This is a genomic window from Roseibium sediminis (assembly GCF_008711325.1).
Taxonomy (GTDB): domain Bacteria; phylum Pseudomonadota; class Alphaproteobacteria; order Rhizobiales; family Stappiaceae; genus Roseibium; species Roseibium sediminis.
On sequence record NZ_VXDB01000003.1, the window covers coordinates 96672 to 115737 of the forward strand.

The window sequence follows — 19066 nt, forward strand, 5'->3', positions numbered from 1 at the left end:
GCGGTTCCTTTGCGACCACCTGATCTCAGGGCGACTGAGGTATCGCGTTTGCCAGCAAGGCGCAAGCATTGCTCCGCCTGTTGCGCCCGCGAAACAAGAAAAACAGACCCATCAAACAGCTGATTTGCGAAAAGCGGTTTCAGTCGACCTTCCGGAACGCGTCCATTTGTCGCCTTTCCCGCTTTGTTGGCCGCCCCGCACCTGAATCCCGCTGCGGCACAACACCCTCTACACCCTCTTCCCGCGGAACCGGTTTTGGTGAGAGGTCCTCATAAAGGGTCTGCGCCTCAACGAAGGGACCACGGCGCGTCCCGAGCTGTTGCACCTTCAAGACAAGGATCTTGCGTTCAAGCGTGATGGTCAGCACATCGCCGATGCGCACGACCTTGCTGGCTGAAGAGATCTTTTCCTTGTTGAGGCGAACATGGCCGCCAATTGCAAGCTTTTGTGCAAGCGACCGGGATTTCGTGACTCTGGCGTACCAGAGCCACTTGTCTATTCGGAGCCCCCCATCGGCGGCGGGCTGTTTCTGATCGGCCGGGCTGCTCAGGATTTATCCTTGGAGTTCATGTTCTCCTTGAGCGCCATCAGCGCAGCAAACGGAGAATTCGGATCAATCGGCTTGTCCTTGGCAGGTGCGCGGTCACGGCGCGGCGCATCGCCAAATCCGCCGCCGCCCTTGCCCCCCTTCTGCGGCTTGCCGCCCGGACGTCCCTTGCCACCATGAGCGCGCTTGTCGCCACGGCCAGCACCGGCATTGCGATTGTCGCCACCCCGACGGTTTTCCTGACGCGGGCGCGGACGGCGATCTGGCCGTCCCGGACGCCAGATCTGGATCGTAACCGTCTCGGTTTCGCCTTCTGCTGCCTCGATCACACCAGTCGGATCGGCTGCAGCCTCAGCCTCCACGGGGGCCTCGGCAACCGGAACTTCGGCAACAGCGACCTGCGGTTCGGAAACTTCGGCCTCTGCCGCAATTTCTTCTCCAGCAGCACTGTCGCCAGACGTTTCAGCAGCGGGAGCCGCTTCCACAGCCGGAGCAGAAGCTTCTGCAGCCTCATCATCCTTGCGGACAACCGGGCGCTGGACTTCCTTGGTTTCGAACCGATAGCCAAGCGACTTCAGGACTTCGGCAAAATCGTCGCCGGCACAGCCCAGGAGCGATGTCATGGCAACAGTTACGGTGAACCCGCCACCTTGCTCAATCGCGCCTTCCGGCGGAGCAACGTCCTTGTCGAGCTGCTTCCAGGCAATCAGGGGCCGGATCAGATCAGCAAGGCGCTCCAGAATATCTACGCGGACAGCGCGGCCACCGCATACACGGAAGCCGACCACCTTGTAGAGCGACGGCGAAATGGTCGTATCAACCGGAATGGAGGTCCGGCCAGAAGCACTGAGCTGTGGCAGCTCGGACAGACCGTTCATTTCCAGATTGTCGTTCTTAAGAGCCCAGAGCTGAGCCATGAGCTGGCTCGGAGCCGGTTTCAGCAGGCTTGGAACAAAGATCGTGTAAGCGCCAAATCGCACCCCGTGCTTGCGCAGGGAAGCGCGCATGTCCTGATCAAGCTGGCGAATCTCGTCGGAAGCTTCCTGGCGTTCCAGAATGCCGAGATTTTCCACCAGCCGGAATGCCACACCACGGGCGAGACCATCGAGGCCCTCACCGGACTTCAGATCGGCCAGAGGCTTCAGGAGGGTTTCGACCTGGGCTTTCACCCAGAGATCCACGCGCTCCTGCACTTTTTCGCGGGTTGGACCGGACAACTGCTCATCGGCCAGCAAAAGAACATTGGGCACGAGAACGTCATCGCTTGCCGTCAGCTTGGCAACCGCCTCGCCGCGCCAGCGGATGCTTCCGTCCGACGTCAGGATGAAATCGCTGTTTTCGGACCGGGCCAACCTGTCCGCACGGTTTTCAATTTCCGTCACAAGCGCCTTTTGGGCAGCAGCCCGCACAGCCTTGCCATCTGGACCGTCTGCCCCGGGGTCTGGAGCAAACCGGAAGCCAAGCAGGTTTCCGATGTGCTGACCTTCAACGAGCACATCACCGCCCGATGTAATTTCCGCTTCCAGCATTGCGTTCTCTCTCAAGCGTCTCATCAATACACTGGTTCGCCGGTCGACGAACCTTTGGGTCAGTCGTTCATGCAGGGCATCCGACAACCTGTCTTCTATTCCCCGCGTAACCTCTTGCCAATGGTCCGGATCAGCCAGCCAATCCTGCCGGTTCGCAACGAATGTCCAGGTACGAACATGCGCAATCCGGTTTGCGAGAGTGTCGATATCACCATCCACACGATCTGCGAAGGCCAATTGGCGGGTAAACCAGTCCTCATCAATGTTTCCATCCTGGATCAGATGGACAAAAATCGAATTCAAAAGCTCGCCGTGATTGGCGGGCGCAATCTTGCGGTAGTCCGGCACCTGACAGACATCCCAAAGCAGTTCGACCTCGCGGCGACCCTTTGCCATGTCCTGAATGTCCCGATCCCGGGTCAAATGTTCAAGCGCAGCTACATCATCACTTGTGGGCGCTCTTGCAAGCCCTTCTTCCCTCGGAGCGACGTCAAGCGCCCGCTTCAACGCGGAAATCGATGAGAAATCCAGTGCACTGTTGCGCCATTGCAGCACTTTCAATGCGTCAAATTGATGGCTTTCGATCCGTTCCACCAGCTCGTCGTCCAGCGGATCCACCCGCCCGGTCACCCCGAAAGTGCCGTCGCGGGTATGCCGCCCGGCGCGCCCCGCAATCTGTCCCATTTCAGAAGGGGTCAGCTGGCGGTACTGGTAACCATCGTATTTGCGAGCGCCGGCAAAGGCGATGTGATCGACATCCAGATTAAGCCCCATGCCGATGGCATCGGTGGCAACAAGATGTTCGACGTCGCCATTTTGGAAGAGCTCCACTTGCGCATTGCGCGTGCGGGGACTGAGCGACCCGAGAACCACAGCCGCACCGCCGCGCTGACGGCGGATCAGTTCGGCAATCCCGTAAACTTCGTCCGAGGAGAACGCCACGATTGCCGAGCGGGCAGGCAGACGCGAAACTTTCTTTGACCCGGCGTAGCTGAGCACAGACATGCGTGGCCGAGTGATGACATTCAGACCCGGCAACAGCTTTTCCAGAAGCGGGCGAACCGTCATGGCCCCAAGAAGGAGCGTCTCCGACTGCCCGCGCAGGTTCAGGACCCGGTCGGTAAAGATATGCCCGCGATCAAGATTTCCGGCGAGCTGCACCTCGTCGATGGCGACAAAGTCCGTCTGAAGGTCCAGCGGCATCGCTTCAACGGTCGACACCCAATAACGCGGTGCCTTGGGGAGGATCTTTTCCTCACCCGTAATCAGCGCAACTGCATCAGCCCCGGCCCGCTCTGCAACCTTGGTGTAGACCTCGCGCGCCAGAAGGCGCAGCGGCAAACCGATCAGACCCGACTTGTGACCAAGCATCCGCTCGATGGCCAAATGGGTCTTGCCGGTATTGGTCGGCCCAAGGACGGCTGTGACAGTGCGTGACCTGGCAGCCGGGGGCAGTTGCGTTATGCGTGGAAGGGACATGCTCAGTTATTGACCAGACTGTAGTGTGCCTGAGTGCTTTGGTTATGGACTGCGGGTGTCTAGCACACCAGATGGGGCCTGTCGTGGATTGATTTGGCGCGAGCCCCGTCAAAATCGCATGAAAAGTCAGGCAAAAGAACGACTCTGGAACAAACATCGACCGAATCGCTGACTCTTTCCGATTCACGCTTCGTTCCATACGACATTTTGTGACTGACCCAAACACACATACGAAATCCTGAATCTTTTGAATCACTTGCCCCATCGAGGTCTCAGAGCGCCGGATTCCGAGTCAAGCATTTAAATACCCAAAACCTGAGATTGCAGAAGCGAATTTAGAAAGTAAGAAACTGGACGGAGGGTGAACAGACAACGCACGAATCGCTGATTCAATCAGGTTTCCCGTCTGTTCCTCCAACATATGGTTCTGTCATACGCCGAACGGCCTAGATACAGTTCCTGCAGATTATTTTATAAAGCCTGAAATTGTTGCCAAGGTAAAGAAATCGCCCCATTTCGGGACAAGAAAAACACGCCTTGGTTGTTGCCTGCGACTTTTCAAAAAGATGCGATTTACCTGATGATGAACAACCGCACCGTCCATGCGCTTGAATTTTCCAATCGGATTGCAAGACAGACCAGCCGCGAGGCCGCCGGAAGCGAGCTTGCAAGTTTGACCGAAGATTTCGGCTACACATCCTTCGTTCTGGCCAGTTTCAGGAACGCCGATTCAACCCTCGCCCCCAACGTGCTCGCGACAAGCTGGGCAAGGGAATGGCAGACGCGCTACAAGCAGCAGAACTACATTCTTGACGACCCCGTAGTGGCAAGAGCTCGAACGGCAACGGCTCCCTTCCATTGGCGAGAAGTTCGAAAGCACGGCAGAATATCTCCGCGCGGCGAACAGATACTGGCCGAAGCACGGTCCTTCGACATGCCTGACGGGATATTTGTCCCGATATTCGGACGACGGGGCCTTGCCGGGGCGCTGGCCCTTGGAGGCCGGGTTGCCAAAACCAAACAATCGGAGATGAAGGCACTACATCTGGCAGGGATCTATGCATTCGAGCGCTTTTTAAACCTCGCCGATGAAAAGCCGTCAGAGAGATCGGACCTGACCTGCCGCGAGCTGGAGTGCCTCCACTGGACGGCTGCGGGGAAGACCAGCGCGGAAATTGCGGATCGCCTTGGTATCTCGCGACACACGGCAGACTGGTACCTCAAAGAAGCCGCAAGAAAACTCAATGCGCTGAACCGGACTCATGCGGTCGTGATCGCCTACCGCAAGGGTCTGATCGCATGACAGGTTTCAAGACTATTCCGTTACAACCGTAACTATCTGATTCTGCTGATCTACCTCTTTCCTTCCGCCGATTTGCCAAGTAGAACTCCACCCGCAAGCTGCAATTCAGCCTGGCCAAACGGGGGAGTACTCACTTGACGATCCGCAAGATTCTTGTCGCCAACCGTTCAGAAATCGCCATTCGGGTGTTTCGCGCCGCGAACGAACTGGGCCTGAAGACAGTCGCCATTTTCGCAGAACAGGACAAGCTGGCACTGCACCGGTTCAAGGCGGACGAGGCCTATCAGGTCGGCAAGGGTCTCGGCCCCATCGAGGCGTACCTCTCCATCGACGAGATTATTCGCGTCGCAAAGCTGTCTGGCGCTGACGCCATCCACCCCGGCTACGGTCTCCTGTCCGAAAGCCCGGAATTCGTTGATGCCTGCGAGGCAGCCGGAATTACCTTCATCGGTCCGAAGTCGGAAACCATGCGCAGCCTTGGCAACAAGGTGGCTGCCCGAAACCTTGCTATTCAGGCAGGCGTTCCGGTCATGCCTGCAACTGATCCCCTTCCTGACGACATCACGGAGATCAAGCGCCAAGCCAATCAGATCGGCTATCCGGTGATGCTCAAGGCGTCCTGGGGGGGCGGTGGCCGCGGCATGCGCGTCCTTCCTGATGAAGCAACGCTTGAAAAGGAAGTCATTGCGGCCAAGCGTGAGGCAAAGGCTGCCTTCGGCAAGGACGAAATCTATCTGGAGAAGCTGGTTCAGCGCGCCCGCCACGTGGAAGTGCAGATCCTTGGCGATGGACAGGGCGGACTGGTTCACCTTTATGAGCGTGATTGCTCCATTCAGCGCCGGCACCAGAAAGTGGTTGAACGCGCTCCTGCCCCCTATCTGGATGAAGCCAAGCGTGTTGAGCTGTGCAACTACGGCCTCAAGATCGGTCAGGCGGTCAACTACCGCGGCGCCGGAACCATCGAGTTCCTAATGGACGCCGATACCGGCGCAATCTACTTCATCGAGGTCAATCCACGTGTTCAGGTTGAGCACACCGTCACCGAGGAAGTGACAGGCATCGACATCGTCAAGGCACAGATCCAGATCGCCAATGGCGAGAAGATCGGCACCGAAGCAAGCGGCGTACCGGAACAGGCAAGGATCCGCCTCAACGGTCATGCCCTGCAGTGCCGCATCACCACCGAAGACCCGGAGCAGAACTTCATTCCCGATTATGGCCGCATCACCGCCTATCGCGGCGCGACCGGCTTCGGCATTCGTCTTGACGGTGGCACAGCCTATTCCGGCGCAGTCATCACCCGCTTCTATGACCCGCTTCTGGAAAAGGTGACCGCCTGGGCGCCAAGCGCGGAGGAGGCTTGCCGCCGCATGGACCGGGCGCTCCGCGAGTTTCGCATCCGCGGCGTTGCCACCAATCTGGTGTTTTTGGAAAACATCATCGATCACCCGAACTTCCGGGCCAATAACTACACCACACGCTTCATCGACGAGACGCCTGCGCTGTTTGCGCAGACCCGGCGACAGGATCGCGCCACAAAGCTCTTGACCTATATCGCCGATGTCTCCGTGAACGGCCATCCGGAAACCCGGGATCGTGTGCGCCCACCCGCAGACGCGCCCGAGCCGCAGATCCCCTTCTTTGGCGACGAGAAGCCGACCGGCACCCGCCAGCTTCTGGATCAGCTCGGTGCGCGCGGATTTGCCAGCTGGATGAAGGAACAAAAGCGCGTTCTCGTAACCGACACGACCATGCGCGATGGCCACCAGTCCTTGCTGGCAACCCGCATGCGCAGCCACGACATCGTGCGCATCGCAGACGCCTATGCAAGCGGTCTGCCCGAGCTCTTTTCGCTGGAGTGCTGGGGCGGTGCCACATTCGACGTCGCCATGCGCTTCCTGACGGAATGTCCGTGGGAGCGCCTGCGCCAGATCCGCGAACGGGCTCCGAACATTCTCCTGCAGATGCTGCTGCGCGGCTCCAACGGCGTTGGCTACACCAACTATCCCGACAATGTGGTGAAGTTCTTTGTCAAACAGGCTGCGGAAAACGGTGTTGACCTCTTCCGCGTGTTCGACTGCCTTAACTGGGTGGAGAACATGCGCGTCTCCATGGACGCGGTGAACGAATCCGGCAAGCTGTGCGAAGGGGTTCTGTGCTACACTGGCGACATCCTCGACAGTGCGCGCCCCAAATATGACCTGAAATATTATATTGGCCTTGCAAAGGAACTGGAAGCCGCCGGCGCCCATATACTCGGTTTGAAGGACATGGCCGGTCTCTTGAAGCCGGAAGCCGCACGGGTTCTGATCAAGACCTTGAAGCAGGAAACCGATCTGCCGATCCACTTCCACACACACGATACTTCCGGTATTGCTGCGGCCACCATTCTGGCGGCAGTTGACGCTGGTGTTGATGCAGTCGACGCGGCAATGGATGCCCTGTCCGGCCTGACCTCGCAGCCCTGCCTAGGCTCGATTGTCGAAGCGCTGCGCGGCAGCGAGCGCGACACCGGGCTTGACGGCAAGACGATCCGCGAAATCTCCTTCTACTGGGAAGCGGTGCGCACCAAGTACCGCGCGTTTGAAAGCGACCTTCGTTTTGGTGCGTCTGAAGTCTACCTGCACGAGATGCCGGGCGGTCAGTTCACCAATCTCAAGGAACAGGCACGCTCGCTGGGGCTCGAAACCCGCTGGCACGAGGTTGCTCAAGCCTATGCCGATGCCAACATGATGTTCGGCGATATCGTCAAGGTGACCCCGTCTTCCAAGGTAGTGGGCGACATGGCGTTGATGATGGTCAGCCAGAACCTCACCGTTGCCGACGTGGAAGACCCGAACAAGGATGTCGCTTTCCCGGACAGCGTTGTGAAAATGCTGCATGGTGACCTTGGCCAGTCGCCGGGCGGATGGCCGAAAGCCCTGCAGGCCAAAGTCCTCAAGGGCGCAGAGCCAATCACTGTTCGCCCCGGCTCACTGCTTGAGGACGCCGATCTGGATGAAGAACGGACGAAGGCCGAGACCGCCTGCGATCGCGAAATCGACGACGCGGATCTCGCAGCCTACCTGATGTACCCGAAGGTCTTCACCGACTTTGACAAGGCCCAGCAGAAATACGGCCCGACCTCGGTTTTGCCGACACCGGTCTATTTCTACGGACTGGAAGTCGGAGACGAGATCATGGTTGATCTGGAGCCCGGAAAGACACTGGTCATCCGCTGTCAGGCCATGGGCGAGACTGACGAGAAGGGCGAGAAGAAGGTGTTCTTCGAGCTGAACGGTCAGCCGCGTATCATCAAGGTTCCAGACCGCATTCACGGTGCAGCCGGAGCTGCAACCCTGCGCAAGGCAGAAGACGGCAATGCCGCACATGTCGGCGCCCCGATGCCGGGCGTGATCTCCACCGTTGCCGTTCAGTCGGGTCAGGACGTGAAGTCCGGCGATGTACTCGTCTCCATAGAGGCCATGAAGATGGAAACTGCCCTCCACGCGGATCGCGACGGCAAGATCAAGGAAGTTCTGGTGTCACCAGGCTCCCAAATCGATGCAAAGGACTTGCTGGTGGTTTTTGAAAGCTAGACTGTATGAGCGGGCATCAGTGATAGTTGAGTATACTACACGAATGCGTGAACACGCTTACAACTGCTTCATTTGAAAAGAAAAATTCCATCTGATCGCGCAATATCACGTTTGGTCAAGCAGTTCGTGATTTGTGGAATTCTCCCGGTTTTTGAATAGTCGATCTGATTCAGTCGTCGAAGGGAGAGAGTTTGATGAGAATTGCCACCATCTTGGCCGGGGTCGCCTTGGCTGCCGCAACCAGCGGTACCGCTCACGCTGCTTGCACGGCGCCCAAAGCCGGGGACGAGTTGACCGGGGCGGAAGCGCAGGCGGTTTATGACTGCCTGAAAGACAGCTTGCATGCCGGTTATCAAAAGGGCAAAAAGCGCTGGGTCGATGCTGCTTTCGTCAGGGATTACAACACCTGGACACGCGCTAGTGCGTTCCCGGCTGCACCAGGTTTTCACGGCGGTCGTTTCTTGGTGACTTACGTGAACGACATTGGAGCAGAGGAATACTTGAAGTACAAGGATGAGGACGTCCATATTCCTGCGGGAACCAAGATCGCCAAGGAATCCTTTTCCATTAATGGAAAAGGCAAAGTAACCAAAGGGCCTTTGTTCCTTATGGAAAAGGTCGAAAAGGGCAAATCTCCCAAGACGGATGACTGGTATTACACAATGGTCTCCGCCAATGGAGCACCGCAAGCAGTTAATGTTTACACCGCTTGCAGCGAGTGCCATCAAGAAAACTATGGCCAACAGGGTGGACTGGGATATCCGGCTGAAGACGCTCGCATTCAATAGTCGGGCGCAAACAGCTTATTCGACGGCGTTTAACCGGTGATGGTCTTTCGGTTTGGCGCCGTGCCAATCCAGAGGTCCATGAATTCGTCCAGCCACCTGCGGACGAAACGATCGTGAATGAACCGTCCCGCGAAATGATCGCGCCGCTGCTGGGCGCCTGGCAGTGTCATGCGCTCCGCCGCTTTCGTTGTCCAGCGCACCATCATTTGGTGGGTCAGTTCCGGGTGAAACTGGATTCCATAGGCTGACGGACCATACCGGATAGCCTGATTGGGGTAGGCCCCGCCGCCTTCGGCCAGAAGTTCACAGCCGTTCGGCAGGCTGAAGCCCTCACGGTGCCATTGGTAGACCTTGTCCGGCCAGTCCATCATGCCCTGGCCGGATCGAGTTGCATGGATCGGATAGTAGCCGATCTCCACGAGACCTTCATGATGTCCGGCAACAGTGCCCCCCAGTTGCTTGACCATCATCTGTGCTCCGAGACATATCCCGAAGAACGGTTTCTGCTCGCGAAGGGGAATCTTGATCCAGTCGATCTCCTTCTTCACGAAGGCATCCGTGTCATTTGCGCTCATCGGACCGCCGAAAATCACGGCACCCGCATGATGGCGAAGTGTGTCCGGCAAACGATCACCAAATCGTGGCTTGCGTATGTCGAGTGCAAACCCGCGCCTGACAAGCTCCTGGCCGACACGTCCCGGAGAAGAATGTTCCTGATGCAGAACAACGAGAACACGCGAGCGCGACGGATCATTTGCCTGAGAAAACATCATGGCGTCGAATATGGGTCACAATTCTGTAAAGATCGACCCCCTCCAATCAAGAGAAGGGCCGGTCTCAACTGTTCAGACATCTTCGGGAGCGTGGCTTGCAACCTTTCGGCGCAACAACATGCGGTCGCGGGTCGAAACACCCAGCAATTCCGCTACCCGCCAAATGGTATTGTCCTCAAACTCGTGGACATGACCATCTGCATAAACGATTTCCCACATCATCTCGACAATGTTGAGACGTTCCTGTTCATCGGTCGAGCGCTTGAGAACCGATGTGAAACCGTAAAGGTCAACCGCCTCGCCATCCTTGCGCTTGGCAGCCTTGATGAGTTCGGTTGTTTCGTCGTCATTGAGCTGGAAGTGGTCCTTGAGAATTTCCCGAAGCTTTCTGCTTTCCCGCTCCTCGATAACACCATCAATATCGACAAGGTGAAACAGCAAGGCAGCGGCGGCCAGCCTTTTGTCATCTTCGGCGAATTCGATACGATCACTTTCGCCAAGTGTGAGTTCCTGAATGAAGTGCTTGAAAGCCTTAAGCATGCCCCCGCCCTGCTTGTTATCGATTACAGCTGGAGCAGCCTTCCCCAGCTTTCACACGATTGTACCCTTGGAACAAATACTGACAAAATAAATTAAATCATCAATTTTTCCCCATTCGCCTAACGAGGCTGCAACTTGTGCCAATTGCAGAGCCAATAATTCGGTTCAGAATTTATATCAAAATAAAACTTGACTTATAAACTCAGAAATTTATTCCTGCGTCATTCACTCAAGTTTACACCTACCCGATGACATCCCATACCGTTTCCCGCCCGCACGAAACCGAATCCCGCGAAACCGCCGGATTAACGGTCCCCTTTTCCGGTTCTTGTCCTCGGGACCATTCTCTTTCGATCCTTGCAAACCCTGAAGGAACATCCTCATGAAAGCTCTTCGCATCGCCCTTCTGGCGACCGCGGCCGCCACGCTCGTCTCCCCTGCCGTCGCACATGACAGCCCTCAGGACGTGCTCTCAACTTATGGTGATATCGCCTTTGCGGCCTATTCAGATTCTCTGGACAGCGCGAAGAAACTTCAGGCATCCATCGACGCCCTGCTCGCCACCCCGAGCGCAGACACCTTGGCTGCTGCGCGCGCTGCATGGGTGGCTGCCCGCAATCCCTACCAGCAGACAGAAGCATTCCGCTTTGGAAACGCGATTGTTGACGATTGGGAAGGCCGGGTTAATGCGTGGCCGCTGGATGAAGGCCTGATCGACTATGTCGACGCGTCCTATGGCACTGAAGCCGAGGAAAACGATTTTTATATTGCCAACGTGATAGCCAACCCGGTTCTGAAAGTGGGTGGCGAAACCATTGATGCCTCGGTCATCACCGCTAGCTTTCTGCAAGACACACTGCAGGAAGCAGGTGAGGTCGAGGCAAATGTGGCAACCGGATACCATGCCATTGAATTCCTGCTTTGGGGGCAGGATCTGAATGGCACGGGGCCGGGCGCAGGGAACCGTCCGGCCACTGATTTCGACACCGCGAACTGCACAGGCGGCAATTGCGACCGCCGCGCCCAGTACCTGAAGGCCGCGACAGAGTTGCTGGTGTCCGATCTGGAGGAAATGGTCGTTGCCTGGGCTCCGGGCGGCGCAGCACGCGAAGATCTGGCGGGCAAGGGCGAGGCCGGCGGTCTTGCGACCATCCTGACCGGCATGGGCTCCCTGTCCTATGGCGAACTGGCTGGCGAACGCATGAAGCTCGGCCTGATGCTGCATGACCCTGAAGAAGAGCATGACTGCTTCTCCGACAACACGCACATGTCGCATTACAACGATGTTGTCGGCATCCGGAACGTCTATTTCGGCACCTACAAAAGCGAGTTCGGTCGTTCCGTCGAAGGTGCCTCCCTCGCCCACATGGTCGAGGACAAGAATCCGGCACTTGCCGCGGAAATGAAGGCAAAGCTGGATGCAACCCTTGCCGCCTTCGAGGCGATCAACGCGCGTGTCGCGGCAGGCGAAGCTTATGACCAGCTGATCGGCGAAGGCAATGACAGTGGCAATGCGGTCATTCAGGCAGCCGTCGATGCACTTGTCGACCAGACCACCTCCATCGAACGTGTCGTGAAGGTTCTCGGCCTGGAAGACATCGCGTTTGAAGGCTCCGACAGCCTCGACAACCCGACTTCGGTTTTCCAGTAAGTCACAAGTCCGGTCGGCAGACCTCTCTGCCGACCGTCATCTTGCGGGCCGCAAGGAGGGACGCGGCACGTTAAAGCCCGGATGCGAAACAAGTGCTCACCAACCTGCATGCAACGCACTTGGGGCTGATCGCCCTTTGTGCAAGTGTTTTCATTCAGCCGGTTTTCGCCGATGCGCCGCTGCCGCATCGCACGGACCTGTCCCTTGAAGATCGCAAACGTGTCGGCGAAATCCTGTCGCCTGCTGTCGATTTCAGCCAACTCGAGGCCTTTGAGGCGATGTCCGCAGGGGCTGGCACGTCCCGCAAGCGGGCCAATCGCGATGCCTTCTCCCATCCAACCGCCAACCTGAGTTTTGAAGAACAACAGGAGTTCCGTGCCGGAAACGGCCTGTTCAAGAAGCTCTGGACCTCTTCGCCTTCCTCAACCAAGGCGTCTGACGGACTGGGCCCGCTGTTCAACGCCCGGTCCTGCCAGGGTTGCCACCTGAAAGACGGGCGCGGTCGTCCACCCTTGCCCGGAGAAGACGCCGTCTCCCTGTTCTTGCGGCTCTCTATCCCTCCGCAAGACGAAGCTGACCGCAAGGCTCTCGCGAGTCGCACGCTTTTGCGTATTCCCGAACCCACCTATGGCGGCCAGTTTCAGTCCTTTGCCGTGACAGGCCTTCTCGCGGAAGGGAAGTTCGACATTGAGCTGGAGAATATCGTCATCCCTCTCAATGGCGGTGAGACTGCCGTCTTGCAAAAACCCGTCTATCGCATCCGCGATCTCGGTTTCGGACCAATGCATCCCGATACGATGACCTCGCCTCGGGTCGCTCCGCCGATGATCGGTCTTGGGCTCCTGCAGGCCATTCATCCCGGTGACCTTGAGGCCCTTGCAGATCCTGAGGATCTGGATGGAGACGGCATCTCGGGAAAACTGAGCCTGGTTCGCGATCCGGCAACCGGCGACATTGCAATCGGTCGCTTCGGCTGGAAGGCCTCCAATCCGTCTATTCGCGCACAGACCGCCGGAGCATTTTCAGGAGATATCGGCATCAGCACGCCGGACAAGCCAGAAAACTGGGGCGATTGCACCGAGCGACAATCCTCTTGCCGCACTATGCCGCACGGCGAACAGGCAAATCTTGGCCCCTCAGAGGCTCCCGATCCGGTGATGGACCTTGTCACCTTCTACTCGGAGAACCTTGCGGTTCCGATGCGTAGGAACGTCGACGATCCTGCCGTTTTACGCGGCAAGGACCTGTTTCACCAGATCGGCTGTGCGAGTTGCCATCAGCCAAAATTCGTGACCAGTCGGCAAGCCCCCAACCCGGCGCACCGCTTCCAGTTGATATGGCCCTATACCGACCTGCTCCTCCATGACATGGGTGAAGGTCTGGCCGATGACCGCCCTGTCGGCGATGCAAATGGCCGGGAGTGGCGCACCCCACCACTATGGGGGATAGGCCTCACGAAAACCGTTAACAACCACACCCGTTTCCTGCATGATGGCCGCGCGCGCAATCTGCTTGAAGCCGTGCTGTGGCATGGCGGCGAAGCCCAGTCCGCGCGGGACAAGGTGGTCGACCTGAAACCTGACGATCGCAAATCCCTGATTTCATTCCTGGAGTCTCTCTGACATGCGCCTGCTCCTGACCGCATTCCTTCTCGGTCTTGCCCTTTCTCCTGCCGGGGCGACCCAGATCGACTTCACACCGCATGTGGACGGACTGATCTCCAACTATATTCGTCCCTCCATGAAGGCCTTTGAGCAGCAGGCAAACCGCCTTCCCGATGCCGTTTCCCACGTCTGCAATGATCCCTCAAAGGCAAACAGGGCAGCGTTTGCGGAAACCTTGGGCGCGGTTGCGTCCGCTTTCGGCAAGGTCAGCTTTCTGCGCTATGGGCCGATGCTTGACGAAGATCGCCTGAACCGCATCGCGTTCCTTCCCGACCCGCGCGGCATCGCCCAGCGCCAGATCAACAAATTCCTTGCAAGCGATGAAGCCCGTTCGATCACGGCAGCAACTCTCAAGGACAAGAGTGTCGCCCTGCAAGGCCTGACCGCTCTTGAACTGATCGCCTTTGATCAGGATACCGGCGTCACTCTTGGGCAGCCGTCCCCGGACGCGGACATCCGCTGCCTTTATTCCAAGGCAATTGCCGGAAACGTTGCCGCGATCGCCGCCGACCTCAAGACCGCATGGGATGATCCGACCGGGTATTCATCGGTCCTTCTGGAGCATGGCGATGCCAACCCGGTTCACAAGAGCGGACAGGAAGCGATGGAAACGGTGTTCAACGCCCTTCCGGTAGCCCTCATCATTCTCAAGGACCAGCATATCCTGCCCGTGATCGGCAAGGGAAAGGACGCAGCAAAACCTTCCCGCCTGCCGTTCTCGCGTTCAGGCAACGGCCTTACCTACATCGCTGCAAGCCTTTCCGGCGTTCAGGGCGCACTGAAATCTCTTCAGGTTGAAGGTGAGCTTGATGACGATTATCGCTGGGTTCCCGGATCGATCGATTTCGAACTGCGAAATGCCGTAGCCCTCGTCAGCAAGACCACGCCACCTCTTCGTCAGACATTCCAGACATCGGGAGCATTTGAAACCTTGTCGGCGCTGGTTCTTGCCATCGACTCGATCAACACCACGCTCACCAAGGAACTGTCTGCAGCACTCCAACTTACGGCTGGATTCAATGCGCTGGATGGCGACTAAACCCCTGCATGTAGATCGCCGAAACTTTCTTGCAGGACTTGGCGGGGCAGCGCTGCTTGGCGGGTTGGCAGGTCCATCCGCGAGCTTCGCGAATGTCCTTCTCGGCAGCGGAGCAAGCGACATCCCCCTTTTCGCCAGCCCGTTGATGGATGCCAGCGGGTCCTATGCCGTCGGCATTTTCGACGAGGCCGGGCAAGAATACGCCCGCGTCGGCTTGCCAGATCGTGGCCATGGCATCGCTGTTTCGCCAGACCGCCAGACGCTGGTAACCTTCGCGAGACGACCGGGGACCTTTGCGCTTGTGCTTCGCCCGTTTGAAAATGCCGAGCCCCAGCTTATTACCTCGGAGGCCGGGCGGCATTTTTATGGTCACGGCACGTTTTCGGCGGACGGTCGACTGCTCTATGCGGTGGAGAATGATTTTGGCGGCAACAGAGGACTGCTGGGCGTTTATGATGTTTCAGGACGCACGGCGCGCCGCGTCGGCGAAATCGAAACCGGCGGGATCGGACCCCATGAAGTGCTGCTGTGCCCCGATAGCAAATCGCTGGTGGTTGCTAATGGCGGCATCCTGACCCATCCGGATCAGCCCCGCGAAAAACTCAATCTCGATACGATGCAGCCCTCTGTTGCCTTCATCGACTGCGCCACCGGGGATCTGACAATTCAACACCGGCTGGAAGCGTCACTCCACCAACTGTCCCTTCGCCACATGACGATTGACGCCAAGGGCCGAAGCTGGGTCGGCGCCCAGCATGAAGGCGCGGAATCCGACACCCCTCCGCTGGTCGCACATTTCTCCCAGGACCAAGCGATTACCTTGTGCGAACTTCCTGACAACCTGACCGGACAGTTGGCCAACTATATCGGCTCGGTTACGGCAAACTCTTCAGGTGACGTCATTGCCACGTCCGCTCCCCGCGCTGGCAAGGTGGTCTTCTGGAATGCCGACAATGGCCAGTGCATCGGCTCTGCCAATATTCCCGATGCCTGCGGGGTAGCCCCGATCGATCGTTCAAGCTTCATGATTTCGGACGGTCTCGGCGGCATGTCGTTCCTCGAAGCGCCGGATGACACGCCTTTGGTTCTGGCCCGCTCACTTGGAACATCCTGGGACAATCACATGACGGCCCTCTGACGGGACGGGGTGTCATTCGAAAAACTGACGGGTCTCCCTTATTTCGCCGCGGTTTCAGGACATGGTTGTCAATGAATGTGCCTTGACGTTACGGTCCGGCCAAATATTGCAGTCCAGTGTCCACTGATTCGGACGAGGGAGTTCTAAATGCGGCGCATCTTGCTGGGGCTTGCGAGCCTCCTTTTCCTCGCTGTCGCAGCCATCTTGATCATCCCGTTCTTCCTGCCGAAGGACGTGATCAAGAACCAGGTGATTGCGGAAATCGACAACCGGTTCGGCTGGCAATTGCGGCTCGACGGACCTGTGAGCCTGTCGCTGTTTCCCGGCTTTTCCCTCCATGCAAGCGACGTTGGCATATCCGGAGAGGCCGGAGCAGACGGTATAGAATTCGCATCTGCTCGGGACATCGAAATCGGACTTGGCTGGGCCGGCCTTCTGGGCGGCGAGATTCAGGTCACGGGCATTCGCCTCGACCAACCGGCAATCCTGATGGATATCGGCCCACGCGGTCTTGCCAGCTGGGAGCCACGCCGCGGCTTCATGCAGGAAGTCGAAGCGCAGGAGACGGCGCGGACAGAGCCCGCAAATGCCCCATCTTCGACGCCGGAAACATCTGCCGGTGAAGGACCAGCCGCAACCTCGATCCTGCAACGCATCGGGATTGACCGCGTCGAAATCGTCGAGGGCACCCTGCAGTATCGTGACCACAGGTCCGGCTCGGATGTGCGCGTTTCGAACCTCAACCTGCTTCTGAAAGCCAGCGACCTCGACGGCCTCGTTGAACTGGACAGCAAGTTCCGCTTCAAAGACAAGCCCTTCGAGGTTCAGGCAAATGTCGACAACCCCCTTGCTCTGGTTGCCGGGGACATCCGCCCGATCCGTCTCGATCTGTCGAGCGACGAAACAAGGATAGGCCTTGAGGGCAATGCCGGTATCTTGCCGCTGCGCGTGGACCTTGCTGTGAAGGGATCGGCCCCCGGCTTGCAGGCACTGGCCGCTCTAGCAGACACACAGATGCCGTCCATTCCCGGCGCACTGGACCTCTCGGGGCGCATTGAAGGCACGGATGCTGCCGTTTCCCTGACCAATCTTGTCATTGCCCTTGGCGAAATGGCAGTCAACGGATCGGTTGACGTCAATCTCGGCAGCCAGATCCCGGAAACGGCTGGACGCCTTGTTGTTCAAAACGCATCGCTCACCGAGGTTCTCGCCCTTGCCGGTCAAACACGCCCTGCCAGCGGATTACTTGGCGCAGATGTCGCCTTCAGCATGCAGGGCCTTGATGCACCAACCATCCTGTCGACGCTAAACGCCAACGGCGCGCTCTCTCTCACTGATGGACGGGTGGGGGGCCTTGGCCTTGCGTCCTCCTTCAACAATGATCCTGCTGCAGATGAGATCCGAGACCTATCCCTGCGGGTGGATGTGAGCGGCCTCGACAGCCCCATTCGCCTGACGGGCGGCCTCTCCTGGAGAAACGAAGGCTTCTCCGTGACCGGTAACGCGTCCGTTGCCCCAATTCTGGCAGGCCTTGCAGCTCCGGTTGCAGTCAACATCAAGAACCGGCAAGTCGCCCTCGGTTTCGATGGACAGGCAAGCACTTCCGGCGCTATTGACGGCGCAGTCACAATTGACACGCCAAATCTCCGCAACCTTCTCGCATGGATAGGTCAACCGGTTGAGGCCGGAAACGGCCTGCAGAAATTCATGGCGTCCGGCCTGTTCTCGGTAAACGAGCGCTCCGTCTCGTTCGAAGAAGCAAGCTTCATGCTTGACGACACCTCGGGACGCGGCAGCGGAACGGTGCTTCTGGGCGACCGGCCGTCGATCAAGGCGCGTCTGGCCCTCTCCAACCTGGCGCTTGACCCGTATATGCAAGGCGGTGGACAGGCTGCTGCTGCGCCCAAGGCCAGCGGAGGAACCGCGCCTGCTCCATCGGGAGCACCAGCTCCTGCCTCGTCTTCGAACTGGAGTTCGGCCCCAATCGATTTTTCGGGCTTGCGCGCGGTCGATGCCGACTTCGATATCTCGACCCAGTCCATCACCATGGACAAAATCAAGATTGGCCAAAGCCGACTGACAGCCACCATCAAGGGTGGCGTCCTCAATGCTCAGCTCGCCGAGCTGCAGCTCTATAATGGAAGCGGGTCTGGAGCGGTGACACTGAATGGTGCGGCCTCCGTTCCGGAAATCTCCGCCAAATTTTCACTCAAGGGGCTAAGTGCCTATCCGTTCCTGCGGGATTCCGCGGACTTTGAATGGCTGGAAGGCTCTACCGCACTCGCGCTCGACGTGTCGACGCGGGGGCAAAGCCAGAAAGCGCTCGTCGAAGCATTGAACGGCACAGCCAGTTTTGCCTTTCACGACGGCGCCATCCGCGGGATCAACATTCCGCGCATGGTACGTGGCCTGACCGTCGAGACCCTCTTGGGCTGGCAGGAAAATCCGGCAGAAAAGACAGACTTCAGTGCCTTAAGCGCGAGTTTCCAGATTCAGAATGGCCTTGCCACAAATCAGGACCTGCAACTTGCCGGGCCGTTGATCAATGTCAGCGGCGGCGGAACGACCAATCTGGCTGCGCAAACCCTCGATTGGCGCATTGAGCCTCAGATTGTTCCCACCCTTGACGGTCAAGCCCCGGCTCCGCGCAAGAAGGGAGCAGACAAGAAGTTTGCAGGTCTTGGCGTTCCGGTCATCATCCGGGGCAGCTGGAACAACCCGCAATTCTATCCCGATATTCAGGGCATCCTGGAAAACCCGGAGCTCGCCTATCAGCAACTTCAGGCTCTGGGCGGCGGGTTGTTCAAGGACCTGAACAAGAAGCCGGAAGAAGCCCTTGTCGACACGGCCAACAAGGTCATCGAACGGGCAACAGGCGGCAAGGCGCAGATCGACGTGCAAAAGGTCATCGACGGGGAAGTCGACGACAAGCAGATCCTCGAAGCCGTCGAGCAAGGCTTCGGGCTGCCCTCCGGCCTCCTGCAGTCATTCGGCATCAAGAAGAACTGACCCCATCCATTGCAGATTCGAAAGTGCA

General features: G+C 58.1%; 12 protein-coding genes. 8 read left to right on the top strand and 4 right to left on the bottom strand.

Annotated elements, in window-relative coordinates; translation table 11 throughout:
* Positions 1–139 precede the first annotated feature (139 nt).
* Positions 140–550, bottom strand: a complete 411-nt coding sequence (locus tag F0155_RS03910; RefSeq protein WP_150523168.1) for an RNA-binding S4 domain-containing protein — start codon at positions 548–550, stop codon at positions 140–142.
* On the bottom strand, positions 547–3555 hold the full coding sequence (locus F0155_RS03915) for a helicase-related protein (RefSeq protein WP_150523169.1): 3009 nt from the start codon (positions 3553–3555) through the stop codon (positions 547–549). Before F0155_RS03915 ends, F0155_RS03910 begins: the two co-directional genes overlap by 4 nt.
* 580 nt (positions 3556–4135) lie before the next feature.
* On the opposite strand from F0155_RS03915, the gene F0155_RS03920 reads away from it, so the two are divergent.
* From F0155_RS03920 to F0155_RS03930, 3 genes are all read left to right on the top strand, one after another.
* Positions 4136–4858 carry a helix-turn-helix transcriptional regulator gene (locus tag F0155_RS03920; protein WP_150523170.1) on the top strand — a complete coding sequence of 241 codons (723 nt, stop codon included), beginning with the start codon at positions 4136–4138 and terminating at the stop codon, positions 4856–4858.
* Between the two features lie 134 nt (positions 4859–4992).
* Positions 4993–8436, top strand: a complete 3444-nt coding sequence (gene pyc / locus F0155_RS03925) for a pyruvate carboxylase (protein ID WP_150523171.1) — start codon at positions 4993–4995, stop codon at positions 8434–8436.
* Between the two features lie 194 nt (positions 8437–8630).
* Positions 8631–9224 carry a cytochrome P460 family protein gene (locus F0155_RS03930; protein WP_150523172.1) on the top strand — a complete coding sequence of 198 codons (594 nt, stop codon included), beginning with the start codon at positions 8631–8633 and terminating at the stop codon, positions 9222–9224.
* A 29-nt stretch (positions 9225–9253) separates the two neighbouring features.
* Here the strand turns inward: F0155_RS03930 and F0155_RS03935 are convergent, their stop codons facing one another.
* Entirely contained in the window at positions 9254–9994 is a 741-nt protein-coding gene (locus F0155_RS03935; protein WP_150523173.1) for a glutamine amidotransferase, read from the bottom strand.
* A 75-nt stretch (positions 9995–10069) separates the two neighbouring features.
* Entirely contained in the window at positions 10070–10537 is a 468-nt protein-coding gene (locus F0155_RS03940) for a tellurite resistance TerB family protein (protein WP_150523174.1), read from the bottom strand.
* A 382-nt stretch (positions 10538–10919) separates the two neighbouring features.
* Between F0155_RS03940 and F0155_RS03945 the strand changes: the two genes are divergently transcribed.
* From F0155_RS03945 to F0155_RS03965, 5 genes are all read left to right on the top strand, one after another.
* On the top strand, positions 10920–12188 hold the full coding sequence (locus tag F0155_RS03945; RefSeq protein ID WP_150523175.1) for an imelysin family protein: 1269 nt from the start codon (positions 10920–10922) through the stop codon (positions 12186–12188).
* Between the two features lie 128 nt (positions 12189–12316).
* Entirely contained in the window at positions 12317–13810 is a 1494-nt protein-coding gene (locus F0155_RS03950; protein ID WP_425299911.1) for a di-heme oxidoreductase family protein, read from the top strand.
* Between the two features lies 1 nt (position 13811).
* A complete protein-coding gene (locus F0155_RS03955) occupies positions 13812–14891 on the top strand; it encodes an imelysin family protein (protein WP_150523176.1) in 1080 nt (359 codons plus the stop codon).
* Positions 14881–16029: a DUF1513 domain-containing protein gene (locus tag F0155_RS03960; RefSeq protein ID WP_150523177.1), complete on the top strand. Its 1149-nt coding sequence runs from the start codon at positions 14881–14883 to the stop codon at positions 16027–16029. Before F0155_RS03955 ends, F0155_RS03960 begins: the two co-directional genes overlap by 11 nt.
* Positions 16030–16176: 147 nt before the next feature.
* Positions 16177–19038 (top strand): AsmA family protein, encoded by a 2862-nt coding sequence (locus F0155_RS03965; protein ID WP_150523178.1) that lies wholly within the window; start codon positions 16177–16179, stop codon positions 19036–19038.
* Positions 19039–19066 lie beyond the last annotated feature (28 nt).

Bases quoted from the DNA above. Each gene is read 5' to 3' on its own strand.
- F0155_RS03915 (WP_150523169.1), bottom strand. From the start codon at position 3,555: ATGTCCCTTCCACGCATAACGCAACTGCCCCCGGCTGCCAGGTCACGC.
- F0155_RS03920 (WP_150523170.1), top strand. From the start codon at position 4,136: ATGATGAACAACCGCACCGTCCATGCGCTTGAATTTTCCAATCGGATT.
- F0155_RS03930 (WP_150523172.1), top strand. From the start codon at position 8,631: ATGAGAATTGCCACCATCTTGGCCGGGGTCGCCTTGGCTGCCGCAACC.
- F0155_RS03935 (WP_150523173.1), bottom strand. From the start codon at position 9,994: ATGTTTTCTCAGGCAAATGATCCGTCGCGCTCGCGTGTTCTCGTTGTT.
- F0155_RS03940 (WP_150523174.1), bottom strand. From the start codon at position 10,537: ATGCTTAAGGCTTTCAAGCACTTCATTCAGGAACTCACACTTGGCGAA.
- F0155_RS03945 (WP_150523175.1), top strand. From the start codon at position 10,920: ATGAAAGCTCTTCGCATCGCCCTTCTGGCGACCGCGGCCGCCACGCTC.
- F0155_RS03955 (WP_150523176.1), top strand. From the start codon at position 13,812: ATGCGCCTGCTCCTGACCGCATTCCTTCTCGGTCTTGCCCTTTCTCCT.
- F0155_RS03960 (WP_150523177.1), top strand. From the start codon at position 14,881: ATGGCGACTAAACCCCTGCATGTAGATCGCCGAAACTTTCTTGCAGGA.
- F0155_RS03965 (WP_150523178.1), top strand. From the start codon at position 16,177: ATGCGGCGCATCTTGCTGGGGCTTGCGAGCCTCCTTTTCCTCGCTGTC.